We start from the raw sequence: 24,669 nt of genomic DNA on the forward strand, positions 1-24,669 counted from the left end.
TGCGAGTGTGCAGCCCGGATCGTTGTCAATGCCGCGTGAGCTGCCTCTCTGGGGCCGAGGGGCCCCTGTGAGGGCATTCGCGCGGGCCGTCCGGAGGGGGTCTCCGGGACCCTCCATATCATGCTTCTGAACATGTTCAAAGGGCAGTTCGGTCCTCGGACGGGTCAACGAGGGCCCTTTGATCCCCCGCAGGGGCCGAAATCCTTGTGAAGAACTTCACGAACTTTCCCGCTCCGGCCCGGCCCGCGGCCGTCCCGGCCCGCTCACCCGTACCTGCCGACGCTCAGCGGAGGCGGTTGACCAGCGCGGTTCGGGGCCGGGCCGGCCGGCCGGCGTGCGAGGGGTGCCGGCGGCGAACCCGCCGCCGGCACCCCGGCCGACACCCCTGCCGGCCCGGTGTACGGAGACCGCTCAGCGGCGCCCCGGCCCCATGCCGTCGCCCTCGTCGTCGATCTCCTCGGCGCTGCCTTCGATCCGTTCCTTGCGCACCTGGCCGTGGACGGTCTCCTGCTCGGTCCGCTCCTCCGTGGTCAGACGGACCCGCTCCACCGGCACGGCCTCGGTCTCGGTCACCGGCCGCTCGTCGTGGAGCACCACCTCGTGCTCGGCCTCGCCGATGTCCGGACCTGACATCGCGGCGTCCCGGTTGGCGTCCGTGATGGGTTCCCGCTCGACGCGCACCTCTTCGTGCCGTACCGGGACCGTCTGCTGCACTTCCTCGGTCACGACGTATTTGCGCAGGCGGGCGCGGCCGGTCTCGCGGCGCTCGACACCCACGTGCATGCGCTCTTCGGAGCGGGTCATCGCGTCGTCGTCCGTGCCCCGGCGGGCGTCCGCGGCCGCCCCGGAGGTGCCCGCGGTCCCGGCGGCACCCGCGGTTCCGGCAACACCCGCGGTCCCGGCGGCGCCCGCGGTCCCGGCGGCGCCACCGGCGGTGCCCGCCGTACCGGCCTCACCGGACTCGTCCCGGTGGGCCCAGCCACCCTCACCGGGCTGGTTGGCCCGCGACCAGGACTCGTCCCAGTCGATGCCGTAGTACTCGTAGAGCCGGTGCTCCTCGTCCTCCGACAGGTGACCGCCGCTGTCGACGTCCACACGCGGCGCGTCCTTGACCCGGCTCTTGGAGTAGGGGACCTCCGTGTGGTCGTCCACCAGTGAGGCGTCGCGGATGGGTACGAACGTCTCGCTGGTGCCGAACATGCCTGTCTTCACCGACACCCACTCCGGACGCCCGGTCGCGTCGTCGACGAAGACGTGCTTGGCCTCACCGATCTTCTTGCCGCCTTCGTCCAGGACCGCGTGATCCAGGACGGCCCCTATCTGCTCCCTGGTGATCATGGTCGTCTCACCCTTCTCGCGAGGCTGGTTCCCGGGACGGGTGAGCATCACAAAAGGGGCGAAACTGACCAACGGCAACAAAAGGCACGTTCTTTTCGCCAGTACCTTGCGCCCCGCCAGTGCGCCGGTGTCACACCACCGACCACGCGATGCCGTCGCTCACGAACGCGACCGGAGGCCATGCGCATCCTGACCGCACTGACCGCACTCGGTGACGACCCGTACCGCCAGGACGCCGACGTCGAGAAGCTCACCGGCCCGTCGGGCCTCTACCGGCTCCGGGTCGAAAGCTACCGGGTCGCCTACCAGATCCACGACGGTGAACTGGTCGTCCTCGTGGTCGAGGTGGGCGACCGGCGGGACGTCCACCGCAACCCGTAGGCGGTCAGGCCAAAGACCAGCCGATGCCGTCGAGGATGTCGTGCTCGCTGACGACGACCTCCTGCGCTCCGGTGCGCTCCATGATCGACAGCAGGACCAGGGCCCCTGCCCCGATCACGTCGACCCGGCCCGGGTGCATCGACGGCACGGCCGCGCGCTCGGCGTGCGTGGAGCGCAGCAGCCACTCGGTGATCTCGCGGACCCTGTCCAGGGAGACCCGGGAGTGGTGGATGGCCTCGGAGTCGTACTCGGGCAGCTCCTGGGCGATCGCCGACACGGTCGTCACCGAGCCGGCCAGGCCGACCAGGGTCCGCGCCTCGCGCAGCGGCACCGTCTCCTCGGCCAGGTCGAGGGCGGCCTCGATGTCGGCCCGCATCGCGGCGACCTGCTCCGGCGAGGGCGGGTCGCTCACCACGCCGTCGCGGACCAGGTGCCGCTCCGTCATGCGGACGCAGCCGATGTCCACCGACCGGGCCGCCCGCACCCGGTCGTCGCCCACGACGAACTCGGTCGAGCCGCCGCCGATGTCGACCACCAGGTAGGGCGTGGGGAGGTGGTCGCTCCCGGCCAGTTCCTTGGTGGCGCCGGTGAAGGAGAACTCGGCCTCCTGGTCCCCGGTGATCACCTCGGGCTCCACGCCCAGGATGTCCAGGACGCCGCGCACGAACTCGTCGCGGTTCTCGGCGTCCCGGGAGGCCGAGGTCGCCACGAACCGCAACCGCTGCGCGCCGTGCTCCTCGATGATCCCCGCGTACTCCCGGCAGGCCGCGAAGGTCCGCTCCAGCGCCTCGGGGGCGAGCCGGCCGGTGCGGTCGACCCCCTGCCCGAGCCGCACGATCGTCATCCGGCGGTCGAGGTCGGCGAGCTCACCGGTGACCGGGTCCGCGTCGGCGACCAGCAGGCGGATGGAGTTCGTGCCGCAGTCCACGGCGGCGACCCGGGTCATCGGCCGTCCTCCTCGAGCGGCTTGACGGCGAAGTACCCCGAGTCCGTGCCGTCGACCTGCCAGCCGTCGCCGCTCGGCGGGCCGGCGGGCGTCACGCAGGCCCCCTTGCGCCACCACTCCGGCAGCATGGCCAGTGCCTCGTCGCCCAGCGGGTTCACGCCCGGGCCCGCGGCCAGCGAGTGCGCGACCAGCACGTGCAGGCACTTCACGCGGTCCGGCATGCCGCCCGCGCTCGGGAAGTTCTTCAGCTCCTCGATCTCGTCGCGGCGCCGGACGTAGTCCTCGTGGGCCGCCCGGTACGCCGCCGCCAGCTCCGGGTCCGCGGCCAGGCGCTCGGTCATCTCCTTCATCACGCCGTTCGCCTCCAGCGTGCCGATCGCCGAGTTGGCCTTCGGGCACGTCAGGTAGTACAGCGTCGGGAAGGGCGTGCCGTCGGGCAGGCGCGGGGCCGTCTCCACGACGTCGGGCTGTCCGCAGGGGCAGCGGTGCGCGATGGCCCGCAGTCCGCGCGGGGGCCGACCGAGCTGCTGCTTGAAGGCCTCGACGTCCGCGTCGGTGGGCTCGGTGCGCGGGGTGGTCGGCGGGGGCGTTTCCATGACTGTCTTCAGGGTGTCTTTCTCTGGGTTCTCTGCGGGGTCACTGGGGCGCGTTTCAGCGGTCGGAGTCGTCTGCCTTGTCGACCCCGTCCCAGACGTTGGCGTACCAGGGGCGGTCCGCCGCGCCCAGGTCGGTGCGCGACTGCTCGGCCGCGTCCGGGTCGACGACGACGAACCCCGTCTCCCCCGGCATGACGTAGTGCAACCGCTGCCGGATCTGCTGCTCCGCGTACGCGTCGTCCTGCCAGCGCGCCTTGGCGTCGCGCAGCCGCTCGACGCGCTCGCGCGCCTGCTGCTGCTCGCGTTGCAGGTCCTCGATCTCGGCGCGCTGGGAGACGTACTGGCGCATCGGCCAGGCCAGGGCCACGATCAGCGAGCACAGCACCAGCGCGAGCAGCGCCGCCCGGCCGGTCAGCCGGGAGCGGCGGGCCTGGCGCCTGGTCTGGGAGCGGTAGACCCGGGCCGCGGTCTGCTCACCGAGCAGCCGGATCCTGGTCGCGGTGGAGAACCGGTCCCGGTCCTTCACGGCCATGTCAGTCCGCCTCCCGCTCCACCGTCATACGCGCGTACGTCCCCGGACACGGTACGGGACCGAGTCCGGGGACGTACGTACGACGCTGCTGCCGACGAGCCGGGTCTGTCGCCGTCAGCCCTTGAAGCGCGGGAAGGCGCTGCGGCCGGCGTAGACCGCGGCGTCGTCGAGGATCTCCTCGATGCGCAGCAGCTGGTTGTACTTGGCGACGCGCTCGGAGCGGGCCGGGGCGCCGGTCTTGATCTGGCCGCAGTTGGTGGCGACGGCCAGGTCGGCGATGGTGACGTCCTCGGTCTCGCCGGAGCGGTGGGACATCATGCACTTGAAGCCGTTGCGCTGGGCGAGCTCCACGGCGTCCAGGGTCTCGGTCAGCGAGCCGATCTGGTTCACCTTCACCAGCAGGGCGTTGGCGGCGCCCTCCTCGATGCCGCGGGCGAGACGCTCGGGGTTGGTGACGAACAGGTCGTCGCCGACGAGCTGGACCTTGTCACCGAGCTTGGCGGTGATGGTCTTCCAGCCCTCCCAGTCGTCCTCGAACAGCGGGTCCTCGATGGAGACGAGCGGGTACGCGTCCACGAGCTCCGCGTAGTACTCGGTCATCTCGGCCGCCGAGCGCTCCTTGCCCTCGAAGGTGTAGACGCCGTCCTTGTAGAACTCGGAGGCGGCCACGTCGAGCGCGAGGGCGATCTGCTCGCCGGGGGTGTAGCCGGCTTCCTTGATGGCCTCGAGGATGAGGTCGAGGGCCTCGCGGTTGGAGCCGAGGTTCGGGGCGAAGCCGCCCTCGTCGCCGAGGCCGGTGGCCAGGCCCTTGCCCTTCAGGACCTTCTTCAGCGTGTGGTAGACCTCGGCGCCCCAGCGCAGGGCCTCGGAGAAGGACTCCGCGCCGATCGGCGCGATCATGAACTCCTGGATGTCCACGTTGGAGTCGGCGTGCGAGCCGCCGTTCAGGATGTTCATCATCGGCACCGGCAGCAGGTGCGCGTTCGGGCCGCCCAGGTAGCGGAACAGCGGCAGGTCGCTGGCCTCGGAGGCGGCGTGGGCGACGGCGAGGGAGACGCCGAGGATGGCGTTGGCGCCGAGCGAGCCCTTGTTGTCGGTGGCGTCCAGGTCGAACATCGCCTGGTCGATCAGGCGCTGCTCGGTGGCGTCGTAACCGACCAGCTCCGGGCCGATCTGCTCGATGACCGCGAGGACGGCCTTCTCCACACCCTTGCCGAGGTAGCGGTTCGAGTCGCCGTCGCGGAGCTCGATGGCCTCGAAGGCGCCCGTGGAGGCGCCGGACGGGACGGCGGCACGGCCGGTGCTGCCGTCGTCGAGGCCGACCTCGACCTCGACCGTGGGGTTGCCTCGGGAGTCCAGGATTTCCCGGGCTACGACGACGTCGATGGACGGCACGAGCATCTCCTTCTTATGTGACGCGGTGACGCGGGTCGCGTGGACCCGGCGGGGTGCGGGCCCGGTGGCTCGCGACATGAGCCTAACCGGCCCGGGGCGATCGGCCACCGGGTCGCCCACCCCATGGACAGAACCGAGAGTAAATTGTTTCCGAACGGAACAAAGGCGGTTCGCCGCAACGGGCCGAAACTCGGCCCCCGGAGCCCGGGCGGACATGACCCCGCCCCGGTGCGTACGGGGGAACGCGCACCGGGGCGGGGAGCCCGTGGGGACGGGGGTCCCGCCCGTGCGGCGGGGGGCCGCCTGTCAGGGCGAGGGCCTCCCGCGAGGGCGGGGCCGCCGGGCGGCCGGACCGCGGGTGTGCGGTGCGGACCGCCCTGCGGCGGTGGGAGCTGCTGCTTACTTCAGGTGCAGCTGCTGGCCCGGGTAGATGAGGTTGGCGTCCTCGACGATGTCCTTGTTCAGCCGGAACAGCTTCTCCCAGCCGCCCTTGACCTTCTCCTCGGCCGCGATCGAGCTGAGGGTGTCGCCCTTGACGACCTTGTACTCGCCGTCGCCCTTCTTGACCTTCTTGCCGGTCGGGGTGGTGACGGTCTTCTTGGCGGCCGGGCGCTCGTCGGAACGGGAGGCCGGCTGCTGCTCGGTCTCGCGGGACTCGGTGCCCTGCTGGTTCTGCTGGCTCTGCTGGTTCTGCTGCGAGGAGCCGGCGGAGCTGCCGGAGTCGGTGGAACCGCCGCCGGTGTAACCGGCGCTCGACAGGCCCTTGCCGCAGACCGGCCAGGCACCCTTGCCCTGGCTGGCGAGGACCTTCTCGGCGATCTCGATCTGCTGCGCCTTCGAGGCCTTGTCGGCGGTGGAGGCGTACTGCGTGCCGCCGTAACCGGCCCACGTGGAGGCGGAGAACTGCAGACCGCCGTAGTAGCCGTTGCCGGTGTTGATGGACCAGTTGCCGCCGGACTCGCACTGGGCGACGGCGTCCCACTCGGAGGCGGTGGCGGCGGAGGCGTTGCCGGCCGCCATCAGCGGAGCGGCGACGGCGGCGGAGGCGACACCGGCGACGGCGATGGCGCGAGTGGCCTTGGACGGACGACGGTGCTTGCCCTTGCCGGAAAACAGCATGGATGGATCCCCTCACCGACGCCTGCGAGGTGAGCTGTCGGGTTCGGGCCGGTTGAGTTGCCCGGCCACGTCCCTCACGGGACGCGGCTCCACCCCTAGCCCTTCCGGCTCAACGAGCCGGTCGGGCACCTACCTTGGGTCCCCCGCTCCTGCCTACGGCGCTTGACGCGACGACTGTTCCCGTACGGCCGCTGGCAGGATTCGGCGTTGCGGCCGCCGGGGCTCGCGGTGGCGAGCGGTCACGACCGTAGACAGGCGATCGCCGGAATTTCAAAGACGATCAAGGCTTCTGAGACCTATCTCTCACCACGTTTATACGGGACATAGGCCGCGAAACATGGCGTGAACTCGCGTCGATTCGGGGCGACTTCCGCCGCCGTTCCCGCACTGCCCGAACGGCTACTTCCCGTCCGTTTCGTCCTCTGCGGTAAGCGTCTGACCGGGCAGAACGGGCTCCGCATCGCTGTCGGCGGCCTTCTCGCCCCCGGCGTACAACTCGTCCCATCCCCCGTCGATCCGGAGGGAGTCGGCGATGGACCAGGCGCTGTCCCCGACGCCGACGATGTAGGCGCCCTCCGACTTCTCGTCGGAGCCCTTCTCGTCGCGCGAGGCGTGGCGCCCCGAGGACCCGTTCGCAGCGCCGTCCGCGGACTCGGTGCTCTCGTCGGCACTGGGGCCGCGGTGCCGGCCGGAACCGGTGTCCGCCGCGGCCGAGGAGCCGTCGCTCGGGCGGGACTTGCCGGATGCCTCGCTCTCGGGCGTGGCCGACCGCGAGCCGGCCGACCCCCGATCGGCACTGCGAGAGGCGCGCGATGTACCGGAATCATCCGATTCGCCCCGAGATGCCGACGAAGCGTCAGGTGACGCCGAGCCGGACGGGGAAGACGACGGGGACGATGCGGACGGGGAGGGCGAGGCGGAGGACCCGGAGGATCCGAGCGAGTCGAGCAGTCCGGGCGAGTCCGTCGGAGCGGAGTCACCGGACGAGCCGGACGAGCCGGACGCATCGCCCGAACCCGACGCACCCTTCTCGAGGCCGGAGAGGAGCCCGCAGGTGTGCCAGGCGCCGACCCCCTGTTCGGCGAGGATTCTCTCGGCCACGGCTATCTGCTGCGAACGGCTGGCCAGATCGGCGCTCGCGGCGTAGTCGAGACCGCCGTGACTCTCCCAGTCCTCCTGGGAGAGCGCGAGGCCGCCGTAGTAGCCGTTGCCGCTGTTCTGGCTCCAGGCCCCGCCGGTCTCGCAGTCCGCGATCCGGTCCCAGGTGGCGCCGTCCGCAGCGCTGGCACCGGAGGCCCCGAGGAGCGGGATCGCGATGGCGGAGCCGGTCACTCCGGCCGCGACGAGGAGAGCCGGAGCCTGGCGGGGGCGACGGTGACGACCGTTCCCGGAGAGCATACGGAGACCTTTCGCAAGACAGCAGTGACCCGCGCGGCGCCGTCTCCGGGCCGCGTTGATGGGTGAACGTATAGGCAGACGATCACTTGTCACAAGTTCATGCCGCGCAGATCACGTGAAGATCACAGACATGACGGCGTGTCATGTTTGGCGGGAGCGCTCGCTGGTCATGGCGGCCGTCACACCGGAGTGAACTCCACCGGGAGGGTCCGCAGCCCCCGCATGATGAGCCCGCCGCGCCAGCGCAGCTCGTCCGGGTCGGCCGCGAGCCGGAGGTCGGGCAGGCGCGTCAGCAGCGTGGCGAGGGCGGTCTGGCCCTCCAGCCGGGCTAGCGGGGCGCCGAGACAGTAGTGGATGCCGTGGCCGTACCCGAGGTGCTGGTTGTCCCGGCGGGACAGGTCCAGCGTGTCCGGCTCGGCGAACCGCTCCGGGTCCCGGTCCGCGGCCGCCAGCACCACCAGGACCGGGTCGCCGGCCTCGATGCGCTGCCCGCCGACCGTCAGCGGCTGCGTGGCGAAGCGCCAGGTCGCGAGCTCGACGGGGCCGTCGTAGCGCAGCAGTTCCTCCACGCCGGTGGCCAGCAGGTCCTGCTCCCCGGCGGCGAGGGACGCCTGGAGGCGGGCCCGCTGCCCGGGGTGGGTGAGCAGGGCGTAGGTGCCGTTGCCGATGAGGTTGACGGTCGTCTCGAACCCGGCGAACAGCAGGATGAACGCCATGGCCGCCGCCTCGTTCTCGGTGAGGTGCTCACCGTGGTCGGAGGCGCGGATGAGCCCGGAGATGAGGTCCTCGCCGGGGGCCGGTTCGTCGGGCAGCACCTGGCGCTTGCGGTGGATCAGCTCGGCGAGGTAGCCGCGCATCTTCTTCACCGAGCGGGCGACGCCGCCGCGGGGCCCGCCCTGGTGACGGATCATCATGCCCGCCCAGACGCGGAAGTCGTCCTGGTCCTCGCGGGGGACGCCTAGCAGGTCGCAGATGGCGTAGATGGGCAGCGGGAAGGCGAACTCGTGGATGAGGTCCGCCGACCCCGTCCGCGCGAACCGGTCGATGAGGCCGTCGGTCAGCTCCTGCACCCGGGGGGCGAACTCGGCGACCCGGCGGGGCGTGAACGCCTTGGACACCAGCCGCCGCAGCCGGGTGTGGTCCGGCGGGTCGATGTTCAGCAGGTGCGTCATCAGCTCCGCCTTGCGCTCCCCCGGGATCCCGGTCTTGCCCTTGGCGTGGGCCGGTTCGTCGTGGTGCGCCGGGTTCTTGGAGAGCCGGGGGTCGGCGAGCGTCTGCTTGGCGTCCGCGTAGCGCGTGACCAGCCAGGCCTCCACCCCGCTGGGCAGCCGCGTGCGGTGCACCGGGGCGTGTTCACGCAACCAGGCGTAGGCGGGGTAGGGGTCGCTCGCGAACTCCCAGGTGAAGAGTTCCGGGGCGGCGGCGGGCGTGCTGGGCTGGGGCTGGTCGGTCACGGTCCGACGGTATCCGGCCCGCCGGCCCCGTCCGGCCCGGGTCCGCTCAGCCCTCGGCCCGCAGGATCGCGTCCCGGTAGGCGCGGGCCGCGGCTCTGAGCGCCGCCTCCGGGTCGACGCCGTCGGCCTCGGCGCGGACCGCCAGGGCCAGCAGCTCGTAGCCGATGCCCTCGACCGGGGGCAGGGGTATGTCGAGCCCGGCCGTACGGGCCCGGGAGGCGAGCTTGGCGGCCAGGGCCAGTCCCGGCTGGCCGAGGGGGACGCCGTCGGTGACGGAGGTGCGCTGCTTCTCGATCGCCTTGGTGCGCAGCCAGTGGGCCTTGACCTCCTCGGGGGTGGTGGCCGTCGCGTCGCCGAACACGTGCGGGTGGCGGTGGACGAGCTTGGCGACGATGCCGCCGGCCACGTCGTCGATGGAGAAGGGCGCCTCGGTGTCCTCCTCGGCGATGCGGGCGTGGAAGACGACCTGGAGGAGGACGTCCCCGAGCTCCTCGCGCAGTTCGTCGCGGTCGCCCTCCTCGATCGCCTCGACCAGTTCGTACGCCTCCTCGATGCCGTACTTCGCGAGGCCCTTGTGGGTCTGCCGGGACGACCAGGGGCATTCGGCGCGAATGCGGTCCATGACCTGGACGAGGTCGAGGAGGCGGGCGCCGGGCAGGTCGTAGGAGGCCGGGAGCAGCTCAAGCTCCGGCATGGCGAGGCGGCCGGAGCCGGCGAGGCGGGCCAGTCCGTCGGTCAGGGCCGGCTCGCCCTCGCCCGTCGCCACGACGACGACGGTGCGGCCGCCGGCGCAGGCGTCGACGAGGTCCTGCGCGGTGGGCGACGCCACCTCGACGACGACGCCGGCCTCGCGCAGATAGGGCAGCTGCGGGTGGGCCCCGTCCGCGCACAGCACCCGGTCGGCCGCGTGCAGGGCCTGCCAGGCGGGCCAGGAGAGCAGGCCGGGGGCGACGCGGTGGCTGGTCGTGAGCAGGACGGCGCGGCCGGGGTGGGCCGCCGCACCCGGGGCGGGCTGCGGGGGTCCCGGGGTGGCTTCGGAGCGGTTGGCGTTGGCGTTGGCGTTCACGTTTCGAAGCTATCCCACAGGGCCGACGGTGCCGGAGTTGTCCACAGGGGGTGGGGGCGGGCCCTCGAAAGTTGTCCACAGGGGGCGGTGAGCGGGGCGTGCGGAGGATTTCGCAGGGGCGGACCGGGCGGGCGTGCGGAGATCTCGCAGGGGGCAGACCGGGCGCTCGTGAGGGTCCGCCGGGGGCGCCGGGCGCGGGTGCTTGTCAGTGCCGCCGGGGGTGACGGGGCGGGTTCTTGTCGGGGCCCGCCAGGGGTTGGGTCGGGCACTCGACGGTGCCCGCAGGGGGTGACCGGGCGGGCGCTCGGCAGTGCCCGCACGGATTCCGACCGGGCACTCGGGGTGTCCGAAGGGGGTGACCAGGCGGGCGCTTGCCAGGACCCACACGGGGTCCGGCCGGGCACTCGGCGGTGCCCGAAGGACGTGACCGGGCGGGCGCTTGTCTGCACTCTCACGGAGTTCGCCCGGGCTCTTGTCGCGACCCGCCAGGGGTTCGACCGGGCACTCGGCGGTGCCCGTACAGGGTGCTATCAGGCACTCGGCGGCGCCCGCACCACGTATGACCAGGCACTCGGCACTGCCCGCACGGGCCAAGTCGGGCACTCGGCAGTGCCCCGCACCACGTACGACCGGGCACTCGGCACTGCCCGCACGGGCCAAGTCGGGCACTCGGCTGTGCCCGCGCCGGGCCCGACCGGGCGCTCAGCGGTCGCTCGTGCAGGCGGGATCGGGCGCCGGTCGGCCGGCCCGGGACCCGGGGGCCCGGAGGTGGCCCGGGCCCGGTGCGTCGTCCGGCGTGCTACATGGACTGCTGCGCCTGCGTCGCCGTCACGTCGCGGACCCACGGGGTCTTGGCGTCGGCGCGGCTGCTCTTGCGGACGTCCCACGTGCCGTAGCGCGGGTTGAGGTTGACGTCGAGGTCCTTGGAGGCGTCCGAGAGGGCCTTCCAGAACTCGGGGCGGCTGGTGTCGGTGCCGAGCTTCTCGGCGAGCTTCTGGGCCTCCAGCTGCAGGCGGAGGTTCTCCTCCAGGCGCTGCGGCGGGATGCCGTACTGCTGGAGCCAGGTCGTCTCCAGCGCCTTCGCACCGCCGGCCTGCTTCTCCAGGCCCGAGCGCATCCTCTGGATCTCCTTGCGGGTGACGGTCACGTCGGCGTCCTGCGCGGCGCGGTGCAGCACCCGGTCGAGCACCATGGTCTGCAAGGTGTCCCGCGTGAGGGTGCCCGTCCGGGCGATGGCCTGCCGGTACTGCGCCTCGTCCCGCACGGCCGCCCGCTGGGCCTGCCGGACCTCGCCGACCCGCTCCTCCAGCTGGGAGACGGTGATCCGCTGGCCACCCACCACGGCGGCGGCACCGGGATGCGCGTCGTTCCCGCAGGCGGTGAGGAGAGGCGCCGCGGCGGCGATCGCGGCGGTGAGGACGAGCGCGGTGCGACGGCGGCGGTGCAAGGAGACCTCCCGAGGAGATTGTGCGGCGGTGCACAAGGTCTTGCGGTGATCGATGGTAGGCAGTGGGCAGGCTCTGGCCAACCCATTCGACCAACGATTCACCGGGACTTCCGGCACCGCCGCGCCGCCCCCGGACCGGACCTCAGCCCCGCACCTGCCCGAGCCACTGCAGCGTGCGGCGGATCTCCACCCCCAGCGGGTGACCGTGTCCGTGAGTGCGTTCGACGTCGTGCAGCAGCCGGGCCAGGGTGTCGTGGGCGGCGCCGCGGTCGCCGAGGGCCAGCAGCAGGTGACCGATGCGGCGGCGCACGTCATGGGCCAGCTCCGGGCCGCCCGCCGCGACGTACTGGTTCTCGTAGTACGGCAGCAGCGCCCGATACTCGGCGAGGGCCGCGGCCGGTTCGCCGAGCTGTTCCAGGCACTGGGCCGCCTCGTAGCGGAAGCGCAGGCACTGGGGGTCGGCCTGGCCGGCCTCGGCGGCGCGTTCGTCGGCGAGGCGGCGCAGCTCGGGCAGGGCGCGCCGGTACTGGCCGTCGTCCAGCAGGGTGGCCGCGTACTGCCTGCGCAGGGTCCGCACGACCGGGGAGTGTTCGCCGTGCCGGCCGGCCGCGACGGGCAGGATCGCGCCGAGGATGTCGACGGCCTGGGTGATGCGGCCTTCGCCGAGCAGGCGTTTGACCTCGTCGACGGCCCGGGCGATGTCCGTGTTGCCCGGCGACTCGGGGACGGGGGTGGCCGGGGCGGGCTGGGGGGCGGGCGTGCGGGCCCGGTCCGGCCAGGGGGCGTGCGGGCGCAGGAAGGGGCGGGTGGGGTCGAGGGGCGCTCCGGTGGGTGTGCCGCGGGCGGGCAGGAGCGGCTCCAGGCGCTCGTACACCTCCTGGGCGGAGGCGGGCCGGTGCTGCGGGTCCTTGGCCAGCAGGCGCAGCACCAGGGTCTCCAGCGCCTCGGGCACCTCGGGGCGCAGCCGACGCACCGGGACCGGCGGCTCGTACAGGTGCCGGTGCAGGACGCCGAGTGCCGTGGAGCCGGAGAACGGTACGTCCCCGCTGAGCAGTTCGTGCAGCACCACGCCCAGCGCGTACAGGTCGGTGTAGGGGCCGACCGCGCCGCCCATGGCCTGCTCGGGGGCCATGTAGGCGGGCGAGCCGATGGGCGTTCCCGTGTGGGTGAGGCGGGTGGTGTCGGTCTCCATGACGGAGGCGACGCCGAGGTCGAGGACGGTGACCGTGCCGTCCTGCTTCACCATCACGTTGCGCGGCTTCAGGTCCCGGTGGACGATCGGCACCGCGTGCACGGCGCTCAGAACGGCGCACAGCTGCGCCGTCACCGCGACCGCCCACGGCCACGGGTAGGGGGTGCGGCCGGCGAGGTGACCGGCCAGGTCGACCCCGTCGATGTACTGCATGACGAGGAACAGCTCCTCGCCCTCGCTGCCCGCGTCGTGCACGGTGACCAGGCCGGGGTGGTCGACCTGGGCGGTCACCCGGCACTCCCGCACGAAGCGGCGGCGCAACTCCTCCGCCTCCTGGCCGGCCACCTTGTCGGGCCGCAGCAGCTTCACGGCGACGCGCCGGTCCAGCCGCTGGTCGTAGGCCGTCCAGACCTGGCCCATGCCGCCCTGGCCGAGGACGGCGGACAGTTCGTAACGGCCGGCGACGACGCGTCCGGCCTCGGCACTCACCTGCTGCCCTCGGGCTCACCTGGGGTGCCGTCAGGGCGGCCCTCCTGGCGGCGCAGGTAGTCGCTCAGTTCGTCGAGTTCGGCACGCACCTGGTCGATGCGGGCGGGCGCCGGCCGCTGCGGGACCGGCGGAACGGGATGCTGCGGCGGCTGGGTCTGCTGCTGCGGGACGGGCGTGGCGGCCGGGTTGTAGGGCGTCGCCTGGTGCGGGTAGCCGTACGGGGTCTGCCCGGAGATGACGGTCGGCCCCTGCGACGGCGGGTAGCCGGCGAACCGGCGCTGCGCGTTGTGGTGGCCGATGTCCACGACCAGGAAGTAGATCGCGGACCCCAGACCGAGCAGCATGATCACGGCGAGCGCTATGTCGGTGCGGTAGTCGCCCTCGGGGAGCGAGCCGATCACCACGAAGCAGGTGACGGCCAGGGGCAGGCTCACCCAGGCCGCGATCCAGTCGTACACCTTGCCGCGCAGGACGGCGGCCCGGAACAGCGGGACGCAGGCCAGCACGCCGCACGTGAGGACCCCGGCTGCGGCGATCAGCACGCGCAGGGAGATGACCGTTGCCGCGCTGCGGGGAGGCGGCGCCGCGCCGTGGCCGTACATGACTGCTCCTGGTCCGGTGTGGCCGAATGGGACGGGTACGTGCGAGTGACAGAGCACGGTGGGGGATCCGAGCGTATAGCCCGACACGGACCACCGGTCACGGGTTGTACCGAACCGTTGTCGTGCTGATCACATCGCGTGTCAGGAGCGCGGGCCGGGGCGGGTGGGGAGCCTCCGGGCCCGCCCGAGGCCGCTGTTGGCGGCGCCGGGCCCCGGAGTGCCCGCGTCCGTGTCGGGAGAACCACCCCATGTCGCCCGTCCCCCGCGGGACTTGAGCCCTATCCGCCGCACTGCTTCAGCATCATCTCCTTGTCCGGTTCCGTCACGGGCAGGTCGTACTTCAGGGACACCTGGGCGAAGCGCACCGCATAGGCGCAGCGGATCCGCTTGTCCGGCGGCAGCCAGGACGCCGGGCCGGAGTCCCCCTTGGAGCTGTTGGTGGGACCGTCCACCGGGATCAGGTTGAGCGGGTCGTTGGCGATCGCCTCCCGCTTGTCCTTCGGCCAGCGCGAGGCGCCCATCTGCCAGTCGTACGACAGCGGCATGACGTGGTCGATCTGTACTTCGGTGGCCCGGGACTTCTTCCACTCGATGACCTTGCCGGTGTACGGGTCGTGCAGGGTCAGCGAGACGACGATGCAGTCCGAGCCGGACCGGAAGCGGAGCTTGTCGCCGTCCCGCTTGAGAAGGTCGTTGCGTGAGTCGCAGCCGTTGTGCGAGAAGGGGACCTCGCGCGGGGCCGAGTCCATCCAGGCGTAGCCGAACTTGTCCCGCTCGTAACCGGTGCGCGGGCCGCGGCCCTTGGTCCGCACCTTCTCGATCAGGGTGCGCGCCTCGTCCTTGTCCGCGGAGGACGTGACCGGCGCGAGGCCCGGTTCGGTGCCGTCCGGGTTGTCCAGCGGGTTCACCGCCCGGCCGTTCCCGGCGGCCGCTGCCCCCGAGCCCGAAGCGCCGCTTCCCTCCTCCGGTGCGGGGAGCCCTTCACAGCCGGCCAGTACCGCGCCGGTGACCATCATCGCGACAGCCAGTGCCGCCCCACCCCTCAGACGCCTCACCGTGCGCCCCTCCCTGCTTTGCCTGTTCCGCCGTCGCACGGGCGGCCCGTGCCTGGTCAACGGTAGCGAGGGGAAGGTGCGGACCACAGGGGGCCTCAGGCGGTACACCGCGCCTGTCGGGCGGCTTGTGCCCGTGCGCGTCGCCGAGTCGGGGAGCCGTCGGGTCCGCGCCGGCGCGGCAGGCGGCCGGTGCCGGCCCGGTCAGACCTTGCCTATGCCCAGGGTGGTCTCCGCGGGCAGCAGGCCGGACGACAGCACCGCGACCCAGAAGTCGCCCAGCAGGTCGGCGAGGCGATCGGTCCGCTGCGCGCCCAGTGACTGCCAGGGCCCGGCGGCGAGTTGGTCGGTCTGCTCCTCCACCCGGCGGCGCAGCTCCCGGCCGGCGTCGGTGGCCGTGCCGTGGGCGTCGACCAGTCCTCTCGCCGTCAGGCGGTCCCGCGCGTCCGCCCATTGCTCGGGACTCCAGCCGCGGCTCTCGAAGCGCTCCACCGACGCTGCGCCTATGGCGGCGAACGAGACGAGCGACTCCACCGGGTCCAGTCCGGCCAGCAGCAGGGCCGCGAGGTGGCCGTCGCCGCGGTGCTCGCGCAGGATCGTCGCCGCGTGCCACAGCTGAAGGTGCGGGGGCTCGGGCCAGTCGAGTGCGGCGTTGGCCGCGGCGAGCGGGCGGCCGGCGGTCTGCACGGACTGTGCAGCCTGCCGGACGAGGGCCGCCGCCTCCGCGAGCTCGGGGGCGTCCAGGCGGTCGCCGAGAATCGCGCGGTAGGCACGGTCGACCGCCCGCACTCTGGCGTCGAGCACCGCTGCCGGGCTCGCCGTCCGCCACGCCGGTTCCATGTACTCGGCGACCATGCGCGGACTGAAGCTGTAGAAGGCGGAGGCCACCTGCTCGGGGCCGGCCTGGCCCAGCGGGGCCGCCCGGTAGGGGAAATAGCTCGGCCAGCGCTCCTGCGTCGCGAACCCGAGGGCGGCGGCCTCCTCGAAGGCCTCCGGCGCGTAGTACAGCACCGCGTGCAGCGGTTCCAGCAGGTGCCACATCCGACGCACGCGGGCCGGCTCCACGCCGTCCTCCCGCACGTCCGCACCGGTTCCACCGATCGCCTTGAGATGTTCCGACACGGCCTGCCTCCCGTCACGTCCTGCCCGAGGCGCGGGACCGCACGCCGCCGTCGGCGCCGCACGACCCGCACAACTTGACACTGGCAAGATTGCCCGAGACCCCGCGAACTTGTCAATGACTAGATTCGGCGTAGGCTCCTGCCCATGAGCACCAGCAAGGCAGCAGCGGACGGCAGGGGCGCGGCCGGTCGCCGGTATCACCACGGCGATCTGCGCCGGGCCATCCTGGGCGCCGCCCTCGACGTCATCGCGGCCGACGGCCCGGACGCGCTGAGCCTGCGCGACCTCGCCCGTCGCGCCGGCGTCTCGCACGCCGCCCCCGCCCACCACTTCAAGGACCGCGCCGGGCTGCTGACCGCGATCGCCGCCGAGGGGTTCGGGCTGCTCGCCGACGCGCTCCGGGAGGCGGCGGACCTGAAGGAGGCGGGCGTGCGGTACGTACGGTTCGCGCGTGAGCATCCGGCGCACTTCCAGGTGATGTTCGCGCCCGGGCTGCTGCGGGCCGGGGATCTGGAGCTGACCACCGCGCGCGCCCTGGCCGGTGACGCCCTGCGCGAGGCCGTCACGGCCGTGCCGCCGCACAGCCGCGGTGGCGATGCCCGGCTCGCCGGGGTCGCCGCCTGGTCCCTGGCCCACGGTTTCGCGACGCTGCTGCTCGGCCACAACCTGGACGGTCCCGTGGGCGACCGGGATCCGGAGGAGGTGTTCCGGGAACTGGCGGTGATGCTGTTCCGCGACGCGGACTGAGGATCGGCCGGCGATCCCGGCGGCGGCTGTCACATCGTCGCGGTCTCGCCAGGATGCCCACGGGCCAGGTCGTCCACGGGCCAGGATGCCCACGGACCAGGACGCCTACGGACCACAGGTGCCCACGAGGTGGGGGGCACCCACGGGCCAGGAAACTCACGGCCAGTGGGCCCCGGGCCACGACACCCACGAGCCAGGAATCCCACGGCGAGTGGCCCCGGGCCACGACACGGCACGGCACGGCACGGCACCCACAGGCCAGCCCCCCCCCCGGCCCCACCGCCCCGCGCAGCGGCGGCCCGCAACTCCCCGGGCCGCCACCGGCGTCAGGAACCCCCAGGGCACCCGCCCCCTCAGGACCCCAGGACCGACGTCAGGAACTCGCCCACCCACGCCAGGAGTTCGCGCCCCAGCAACGGCTTGCCCCCCACCTTGGCCGTCTTCGGCCGCGGTACCAGGACCTGGTGGGCCGCCGGCTTGATGACGGATCCGGGGTAGAGCCGCTTGAGCCGCAGCTCCTGCGACTCGCGCAGCTCCACCGGCGCGAAACGCACGTTGGTGCCCTGGAGCACGATCTCGCCCACGCCGCACGCCCGCGCGAACATGCGCAGCCCGGCCACGAGCAGCAGGTTCTCCACCGGCTCGGGCAGCTTGCCGTAGCGGTCGACGAGTTCCTCGCGGACCGCCTTGATGTCCTCCTCCGAGTTGGCGGAGGCGATGGCGCGGTACGCCTGGAGGCGCAGGCGCTCGCCGGGGGCGTAGTCGTGCGGGACGTGCGCGTCGACGGGCAGTTCGATCTTGACCTCGAGCGGCGGCTCCTCCTCGATCTCGCCGCTCTCCAGCTGGCGCCGGTAGTCCGCGACGGCCTCGCCGACCATCCGCACGTACAGGTCGAAGCCGACGCCCGCGATGTGGCCGGACTGTTCGCCGCCGAGGAGGTTGCCCGCGCCGCGGATCTCCAGGTCCTTCATGGCGACGTACATGCCGGCACCCATCTCCGTGTGCTGGGCGATGGTCGCCAGCCGCTCGTGGGCCGTCTCGGTCAGCGGCTTCTCCGGCGGGTAGAGGAAGTAGGCGTAGCCGCGCTCGCGGCCCCGGCCCACCCGGCCGCGCAGCTGGTGGAGCTGGCTGAGGCCGAAGTTGTCGCCGCGCTCCACGATCAGGGTGTTGGCGTTGGAGATGTCGATGCCGGACTCGACGATCGTGGTGGAGACGAGGACGTCGAACTTCTTCTCCCAGAAGTCGACGACCACCTGCTCCAGCGCCTGCTCCGACATCTGGCCGTGGGCCGTCGCGATGCGCGCCTCGGGGACGATCTCGCGCAGCCGGGCGGCGGCCCGGTCGATGGACTCGACCCGGTTGTGGATGTAGAAGACCTGGCCCTCGCGCAGCAGCTCGCGGCGGACGGCCGCGCCGATCTGCCGCTCCTCGTAGGGGCCGACGAAGGTGAGCACCGGGTGGCGCTCCTCCGGCGGGGTGGTGATCGTCGACATCTCGCGGATGCCGGTGACCGCCATCTCCAGCGTCCTCGGGATCGGGGTCGCGGACATCGTCAGCACGTCGACGTTCGCGCGGAGCTTCTTCAGCTGCTCCTTGTGCTCGACGCCGAAGCGCTGCTCCTCGTCGACGATGACCAGGCCCAGGTCCTTGAACTTGGTCTCGGACGAGAACAGCCGGTGCGTGCCGATGACGATGTCCACCGAGCCCTCGCGCAGGCCCTCCAGGACGGCCTTGGCCTCGGTGTCGGTCTGGAAGCGGGACAGTGCCCTCACGTTCACCGGGAACTGCGCGTACCGCTCGCTGAACGTGCCGAAGTGCTGCTGCACCAGCAGCGTCGTGGGCACCAGCACGGCGACCTGCTTGCCGTCCTGGACGGCCTTGAAGGCGGCCCGGACCGCGATCTCGGTCTTGCCGTAGCCGACGTCGCCGCAGATCAGGCGGTCCATGGGGATGGACTTCTCCATGTCCTCCTTGACCTCGGCGATGGTGGTGAGCTGGTCGGGCGTCTCCGCGTAGGGGAAGGCGTCCTCCAGCTCGCGCTGCCAGGGGGTGTCCGGCCCGAAGGCGTGCCCGGGGGCGGCCATGCGCGCGCTGTAGAGCTTGATGAGGTCGGCGGCGATCTCCTTGACCGCCTTCTTCGCGCGGGCCTTCGTCTTCGTCCAGTCGGCGCCGCCCAGGCGGTGCAGGGTGGGCGCCTCGCCGCCGACGTACTTGGTGATCTGCTCCAGCTGGTCGGTGGGGATGTACAGCCGGTCGCCGGGCTGGCCGCGCTTGGCGGGGGCGTACTCCACGACCAGGTACTCGCGGGTGGCGCCCTGCACGGTGCGCTGCACCATCTCGATGTAGCGGCCGACGCCGTGCTGCTCGTGGACGATGTAGTCGCCCGGCTCCAGGGTGAGCGGGTCGATGGTCTTGCGGCGGCGGGCCGGCATCCGGGCGCCCTCGCGGCCGGAGGCCTTCTGCCCGGTCAGGTCGGTCTCGGTGAGGACGGCGAGTCCGAGGGCCGGGTCGACGAAGCCGTGGTCGATCGACCCGCACGCCACGTGCACGACCGACGGGGAGATCTCGCCGAGGTCCCCTTCCAGACGGGCGGCGATGCCCTCGCCGCCGAGCACCTCGACCGTGCGGGCGGCCGGGCCGTGGCCCTCGGTGACGAACACCGCGCGCCAGCCGTCGGCGAGCCAGCCCTTGGTGTCGGCGAGGGCCTTGGCGGTGTCGCCGCGGTAGGTCTCCGGGGCGTGCATGCCGAGCTTGAGGGTGTCCCCGTCGCCCGCCCCGTCGGCGAACGTCTCGTCGGCGGCGAACGGCGACACCGACCACCACATCATGTCCAGCTCGCGCGCCCGCTCCCGGACGTCCGCGATGGACCACAGGGACGCCGCGCCGACGTCGATGGGTGCCTCGCCGCCGCCCGCGGTGGCCGCCCAGGACGCCTGGAGGAACTCCTGCGAGGTGGCGACGAGGTCCGAGGCGCGCGTACGGACCCGCTCCGGGTCGCAGACGACGGCCATGGCGCCCTCGGGCAGCACGTCGAGCAGCAGCTCCATGTCGTCGACGAGGACCGGGGCGAGGGACTCCATGCCCTCCACCGCGATGCCCTCGGCGATCTTGCCGAGCAGTTCGCCCAGCTCGGGGTGCTGTTCGGCCAGGGCCCGGGCCCGGGCGCGGACGTCCTCGGTCAGCAGCAGCTCACGGCAGGGCGGGGCCCACAGACCGTGCTCGGCGACCTCCAGGGACCGCTGGTCGGCGACCTTGAAGTAGCGGATCTCCTCGATGTCGTCGCCCCAGAACTCGACGCGCAGGGGGTGTTCCTCGGTGGGCGGGAACACGTCGAGGATGCCGCCGCGCACGGCGAACTCGCCGCGCTTCTCCACGAGCTCCACGCGCGCGTAGGCGGCGGCCGCGAGGGCTTCCACCACCTCGCCCAGATCGGCGCTCCGCCCGGTCTGCAGGGCCACCGGCTCCAGGTCGCCCAGGCCCTTGACCTGGGGCTGGAGCACGGAGCGGACGGGCGCCACGACGACGGAGACCGGGCCGGTCTCGGGGTCGTCCGGGCGTGGGTGGGCCAGGCGGCGCAGCACGGCCAGGCGGCGGCCGACGGTGTCGCTGCGGGGGCTGAGCCGTTCGTGCGGGAGGGTCTCCCAGGACGGGTACTCCACGACGCCCTCGGGGGGCAGCAGGGAGCGCAGGGCGGCTGCCAGGTCCTCCGCCTCGCGGCCGGTCGCCGTGACCGCGAGGACCGGGCGGCCCGTCTCGCGGGCCAGGGCGGCGACCGTGAAGGGGCGGGCGGCAGGGGGGCCGACCAGGTCGACGTGCATGCGGTTGCCGTCGGCGGCAGCCCTGATCGCTTCCGCGAGGGCGGCGTCCTTGACGACGGCGTCGAGCAGACCGTGCAGGCTCATTCGGGGCTTTTTCCGTCCAGGGGGGTGGGCAACACGACGGGCCCGACACGCACTGCGGGCCGGGGGTCTCCAGCGTACGTCGCTGCGCGGCTCGGCGCCGGGGCCTGTGGACGACGCCCCGGGTGCGGGGTGCCCGGCGTGGTCGCCCGGGGGCCCGCGGGCCGGGGAAAGCACCCGGCGCCGGGCGGTCCACTCCTGGACCGCCCGGCGCCGGGCCCCCGCAACCCCCGTGTGCGGTGGTTCCTCGGGATGACGGTGTGCCGGGTGGCTACTCCGTCGCGATGGCGTTCAGCACGTTCATCCGTCCCGCCCGGAACGCCGGGACCAGTGCCGCGAACAGGCCCACGAACGCCGAGCCGACGAAGACACCGATGATCGTCGGCCAGGGGATGTCGAGGACCATCAGGCCCTCCAGTTCCAGCAGCTGCTGGGCCGTGGCGCCCCAGCCCATGCCCAGTCCGAGGCCCAGCAGGGCGCCGAAGAGGGCGATGACGACCGACTCCATGCGGATCATGCGGCGCAGCTGGCGGCGGGAGAGGCCGATCGCCCGCATGAGGCCGATCTCCCGGGTGCGCTCCACCACCGACAGGGCCAGGGTGTTCACCACGCCCAGGACGGCGACGATGATCGCCAGGGCCAGCAGGCCGTAGATCATGTTGAGCAGCTGGCCGATCTGGTCCTTCAGGGCTTCCTTGTAGTCGGTCTGGTCGCGCACGGTGTACTGCGGGTAGTCGTGCAGCGCGGCCTTCAGGGACGTGTAGGCGGCGTCCTGCTTGCCGTCCTTCGCCGAGGCGAACAGCAGGGTGTCCAGCGGCATCTTGTCGGCCGGGACGTACGTGGCCATCGTCGAAATGGACGTGTACATCGCGCCGGCGTCGATCACGACGTCACTGCTGGTGATCGCCCGGACGGTCAGATCGGCGGTCTTGCCGTCCTTGAAGGCCACCCGCACCTTGGAGCCCAGGGTGATGCGGTGGTCCTTCGCGAACTTCTCGTGGACCGACATCGAGTCGGGCTTGTAGGCGTCGGTGAGCTTGCCGGCGACCGTCTCGGTGCGCAGGTCGGTCGCGTAGGACGGGTCGGCCGCCGTGATCGCGGTGTCCTTGAGAGTCTTGCCGTCGGGAGTGGTGAAGTCGGCCTCGGTCCACTTGTACTCGGTGACGCGTTCCAGGTCCGCGGAGGACTTGACGGCCCGGACCGCCTGCGGGCTGATCAGCTGGCCGCTGTCGGACTGGATGATGAAGTCCGTGCCGACGGTCTTGTCGAGCTGGTCGGTGGCGGAGGCCACCATCGAGGAGCCGACCACGGACAGGCACGCCACCAGGGCGAGGCCGATCATCAGGGCGGCGCCGGTCGCGCCGGTGCGGCGCGGGTTGCGCAGGGCGTTGCGCTCGGCCATGCGGCCGACGGGGCCGAACATCCGCAGCAGGACCGCGCCGAGGACGCGGACCACCGCGCCGGCGAGCAGCGGGCCGATGACGACGAAGCCGATGAGCGACAGCACCACGCCGAGGCCGAGCCACAGCGAGCCGTCGGTGGCCTTGTCGGCGGCCGAGGCCAGGTAGAGGCCGAAGGCGCCCGCACCGGTGAGGACGGTGCCGACGATGCCGCGGATCCAGCCGGCCTTGGCGTCGGCGGGGGCTCCCGCGTCGCGCAGGGCGGCCATCGGGGAGATCTTGCCGGCGCGGCGGGCGGGCAGGTAGGCGGCGAGCACGGTGACGATCACGCCGAGGAGGAGTCCGACCGCGGGGGTCGTCCAGGCCACGGTGAGGTCGTCGGTGGACAGTTCCATGCCCATCTGGCCCATGAGCTTCATCAGGCCGACGGCGAGGCCGACGCCCGCGCCGACGCCGAGCAGCGATCCGACGAGGCCGAGCAGCAGCGCCTCGGCGAGCACGGAGCGGTTGACCTGCTTGCGCGAGGAGCCGATGGCCCGCATCAGGCCGATCTCGCGGGTGCGCTGGGCGACCAGCATGGAGAAGGTGTTGATGATCAGGAAGATGCCGACGAGGAAGGCGATCCCGGCGAAGCCGAGCATCGCGTACTTCATGACGTTCATGAAGCCCTCGACGTCCTTCTGGTTGGCGTCGGCGGTCTCCTTGGCGGTCTTGACCTGGTAGCCGCCGCCGAGTTCGGCCGTGACGTTCTTCTTCAGCTGCGCGTCGCTGACGCCGGCGGCCGCGGTGACGTTGACGTTGGTGTAGACGCCGCTCTCGCCGACCAGGGCCTGCTGGGCGGTCTTGGTGTCGAGGTAGAAGATCGCGGCGCCGGGGTTGGTGACGGTGAAGTCGGCGATGCCGGAGATCTCGGCGGTGTGGTTGCCGACGGCGGTGAGCACGCCGATCTCGTCGCCGAGCTTCAGGCCGTGCTTGTCGGCGGTGTCGGCGTCGACCATGATCTGGTCGCCGCCCTCGGGCGCCGCACCGGAGGTGATCTTCATGGTGCGGGCGTCGGTGGCGTTCCAGCTGCCGACGATGGTCGGGCCGCCGCTGGTGGGCGACAGGCTGTCCTTGTCGGCGTCGACGACGGTCACCGAGGTGGAGAACACGGTGCCCTCGGCGGACTTCACGCCCTCGGCCCTGCGGACCTCGCCGAGCACGGAGGCCGGCATGACCGGGGGCTTGCCGTTGTCGGCGGTGGTCTCGCCGCTGTCGGAGGCGCCCTTGGCACTGACCGTGACGTCGGAGGAGGTGGCCGCGAAGAGCTTGTCGAACGTGGTGGACATGGTGTCCGTGAAGACGAGCGTGCCGCAGACGAAGGCGACGGACAGCAGCACGGCGATCGCCGAGAGGGCCATGCGCCCCTTGTGCGCGAGGAAGTTGCGCATCGAGGTCTTCATGACGGTCATGACGTGCGCCCCCGGGCGTCGAAGTCCTTCATGCGGTCCAGGACGGCCTCGGCCGTGGGCTTGAGCATCTCGTCGACGATGCGTCCGTCGGCGAGGTACAGCACCCGGTCCGCGTAGCTGGCGGCGACCGGGTCGTGGGTGACCATGACGATGGTCTGGCCCAGTTCGTCGACCGAGCGGCGCAGGAAGCCCAGGACCTCGGCGCCGGCGCGCGAGTCGAGGTTGCCGGTCGGCTCGTCACCGAAGATGATCTCGGGCCGGGCGGCGAGGGCCCGCGCCACGGCGACACGCTGCTGCTGGCCGCCGGAGAGCTGGGTGGGCCGGTGCTTGAGCCGGTCGGACAGGCCGACGGTCTCCACCACCCGCGTCAGCCACTGCTTGTCGGGCTTGCGGCCCGCGATGTCCATGGGCAGCGTGATGTTCTCGAGGGCGTTGAGCGTCGGCAGCAGGTTGAACGCCTGGAAGATGAACCCGATCCGGTCCCGGCGCAGCTGCGTCAGCTTCTTGTCCTTCAGGCCGGTGATCTCGGTCTCGTCGAGGTAGATCTGCCCGCCGGTGACGGTGTCGAGCCCGGCGAGGCAGTGCATGAGCGTGGACTTGCCGGAGCCCGAGGGGCCCATGATCGCGGTGAACTGGCCGCGTGCGATGTCCACGTCGACGTGGTCGAGGGCGACGACCCGGGTCTCACCGGACCCGTACGCCTTCACGACCTGCCGCGCCCGCGCGGCTACGGCCGTACGCCCTCCAGTACCCCCGTGCCTGGGAATGGTCACAGCCGAAGTCACGGTATGTCTCCTATATCGGTCAGCAGTTGGTGAAGGCGGTCGCCGGGCCGGTGGCCGCTGGTGCGGCGCCGGACCGGGCGGTCCGTCGAACGTGTGCCAAGTCTCGCGTCGGGGAGGGGTCCTGCGCCCTGGTGTCCAGCGCAGTCTTTTGCTGAGGAAAACCCCACCCCCGCCGGTGTGCCCACCGCCCCCCGGCGGCGTAAAGCCAGGTTAAGGACGAGCCCCTCCCCCTCTCGTCCTCCGCCGGTACGAACCCTC

At 72.2% G+C, this 24,669-nt stretch carries 18 protein-coding genes, 1 pseudogene and 1 riboswitch; of the genes and pseudogenes, 2 read left to right on the forward strand and 17 right to left on the reverse strand.

Features of this window, described 5'->3' with window-relative positions; genetic code table 11:
• Nucleotides 1–411: 411 nt before the first annotated feature.
• On the reverse strand, nt 412–1,338 hold the full coding sequence (locus ACZ6ZN_RS26165) for a DUF2382 domain-containing protein (protein ID WP_469649947.1): 927 nt from the start codon (nt 1,336–1,338) through the stop codon (nt 412–414).
• A gap of 168 nt (nt 1,339–1,506) precedes the next feature.
• On the opposite strand from ACZ6ZN_RS26165, the pseudogene ACZ6ZN_RS26170 reads away from it, so the two are divergent.
• Nucleotides 1,507–1,719, forward strand: a pseudogene (locus tag ACZ6ZN_RS26170) (type II toxin-antitoxin system RelE family toxin); the annotation flags it as partial.
• 4 nt (nt 1,720–1,723) lie between these two features.
• On the opposite strand, the gene ACZ6ZN_RS26175 reads toward ACZ6ZN_RS26170, so the two are convergent.
• From ACZ6ZN_RS26175 to ACZ6ZN_RS26235, 13 genes are all read right to left on the reverse strand, one after another.
• Nucleotides 1,724–2,665, reverse strand: coding sequence for a Ppx/GppA phosphatase family protein (locus ACZ6ZN_RS26175; protein ID WP_469649948.1), 942 nt, complete (start codon nt 2,663–2,665; stop codon nt 1,724–1,726).
• Nucleotides 2,662–3,261: a DUF501 domain-containing protein gene (locus ACZ6ZN_RS26180; RefSeq protein ID WP_469649949.1), complete on the reverse strand. Its 600-nt coding sequence runs from the start codon at nt 3,259–3,261 to the stop codon at nt 2,662–2,664. The genes ACZ6ZN_RS26175 and ACZ6ZN_RS26180 overlap by 4 nt, the downstream gene beginning before the upstream one ends.
• Before the next feature lie 55 nt (nt 3,262–3,316).
• Complete coding sequence (locus ACZ6ZN_RS26185) at nt 3,317–3,793, reverse strand: FtsB family cell division protein (protein WP_398111117.1); 477 nt, start codon at nt 3,791–3,793, stop codon at nt 3,317–3,319.
• Nucleotides 3,794–3,907: 114 nt separating this feature from the next.
• Nucleotides 3,908–5,188, reverse strand: coding sequence for a phosphopyruvate hydratase (eno, locus tag ACZ6ZN_RS26190; protein ID WP_365514982.1), 1,281 nt, complete (start codon nt 5,186–5,188; stop codon nt 3,908–3,910).
• Between the two features lie 399 nt (nt 5,189–5,587).
• Nucleotides 5,588–6,307 carry a transglycosylase family protein gene (locus ACZ6ZN_RS26195; protein WP_469649953.1) on the reverse strand — a complete coding sequence of 240 codons (720 nt, stop codon included), beginning with the start codon at nt 6,305–6,307 and terminating at the stop codon, nt 5,588–5,590.
• Nucleotides 6,308–6,311: 4 nt separating this feature from the next.
• A riboswitch (cyclic di-AMP (ydaO/yuaA leader) is annotated at nt 6,312–6,478 on the reverse strand.
• Between the two features lie 228 nt (nt 6,479–6,706).
• Nucleotides 6,707–7,705 carry a transglycosylase family protein gene (locus ACZ6ZN_RS26200; RefSeq protein WP_469649955.1) on the reverse strand — a complete coding sequence of 333 codons (999 nt, stop codon included), beginning with the start codon at nt 7,703–7,705 and terminating at the stop codon, nt 6,707–6,709.
• Between the two features lie 179 nt (nt 7,706–7,884).
• A complete protein-coding gene (locus ACZ6ZN_RS26205; RefSeq protein ID WP_469649958.1) occupies nt 7,885–9,159 on the reverse strand; it encodes a cytochrome P450 family protein in 1,275 nt (424 codons plus the stop codon).
• A gap of 46 nt (nt 9,160–9,205) precedes the next feature.
• Nucleotides 9,206–10,225: a nucleoside triphosphate pyrophosphohydrolase gene (locus tag ACZ6ZN_RS26210; protein WP_469649959.1), complete on the reverse strand. Its 1,020-nt coding sequence runs from the start codon at nt 10,223–10,225 to the stop codon at nt 9,206–9,208.
• 799 nt (nt 10,226–11,024) lie between these two features.
• Entirely contained in the window at nt 11,025–11,672 is a 648-nt protein-coding gene (locus ACZ6ZN_RS26215; protein ID WP_398111112.1) for a SurA N-terminal domain-containing protein, read from the reverse strand.
• A 142-nt stretch (nt 11,673–11,814) separates the two neighbouring features.
• Nucleotides 11,815–13,311, reverse strand: a complete 1,497-nt coding sequence (locus tag ACZ6ZN_RS26220) for a protein kinase domain-containing protein (RefSeq protein ID WP_398111149.1) — start codon at nt 13,309–13,311, stop codon at nt 11,815–11,817.
• A gap of 38 nt (nt 13,312–13,349) precedes the next feature.
• Nucleotides 13,350–13,955, reverse strand: coding sequence for a hypothetical protein (locus ACZ6ZN_RS26225; protein WP_451880213.1), 606 nt, complete (start codon nt 13,953–13,955; stop codon nt 13,350–13,352).
• Between the two features lie 278 nt (nt 13,956–14,233).
• Complete coding sequence (locus tag ACZ6ZN_RS26230) at nt 14,234–15,010, reverse strand: HNH endonuclease family protein (RefSeq protein ID WP_451880212.1); 777 nt, start codon at nt 15,008–15,010, stop codon at nt 14,234–14,236.
• Between the two features lie 201 nt (nt 15,011–15,211).
• Complete coding sequence (locus ACZ6ZN_RS26235) at nt 15,212–16,048, reverse strand: SCO6745 family protein (protein WP_469650496.1); 837 nt, start codon at nt 16,046–16,048, stop codon at nt 15,212–15,214.
• 225 nt (nt 16,049–16,273) lie between these two features.
• Between ACZ6ZN_RS26235 and ACZ6ZN_RS26240 the strand changes: the two genes are divergently transcribed.
• The gene (locus ACZ6ZN_RS26240; RefSeq protein ID WP_469649962.1) at nt 16,274–16,876 is read left to right on the forward strand and encodes a TetR/AcrR family transcriptional regulator; all 603 of its coding nucleotides are present in this window, start codon (nt 16,274–16,276) and stop codon (nt 16,874–16,876) included.
• Between the two features lie 353 nt (nt 16,877–17,229).
• Here the strand turns inward: ACZ6ZN_RS26240 and mfd are convergent, their stop codons facing one another.
• The 3 genes from mfd to ACZ6ZN_RS26255 form a co-directional block, all read right to left on the reverse strand.
• The gene (gene mfd / locus ACZ6ZN_RS26245) at nt 17,230–20,778 is read right to left on the reverse strand and encodes a transcription-repair coupling factor (RefSeq protein WP_469649964.1); all 3,549 of its coding nucleotides are present in this window, start codon (nt 20,776–20,778) and stop codon (nt 17,230–17,232) included.
• A gap of 268 nt (nt 20,779–21,046) precedes the next feature.
• Nucleotides 21,047–23,626 carry an ABC transporter permease gene (locus tag ACZ6ZN_RS26250; RefSeq protein WP_469649967.1) on the reverse strand — a complete coding sequence of 860 codons (2,580 nt, stop codon included), beginning with the start codon at nt 23,624–23,626 and terminating at the stop codon, nt 21,047–21,049.
• The gene (locus tag ACZ6ZN_RS26255) at nt 23,623–24,411 is read right to left on the reverse strand and encodes an ABC transporter ATP-binding protein (protein WP_398111105.1); all 789 of its coding nucleotides are present in this window, start codon (nt 24,409–24,411) and stop codon (nt 23,623–23,625) included. The genes ACZ6ZN_RS26250 and ACZ6ZN_RS26255 overlap by 4 nt, the downstream gene beginning before the upstream one ends.
• Between the last annotated feature and the right edge of the window lie 258 nt (nt 24,412–24,669).

Source organism: Streptomyces sp. NPDC053665 (assembly GCF_055585285.1).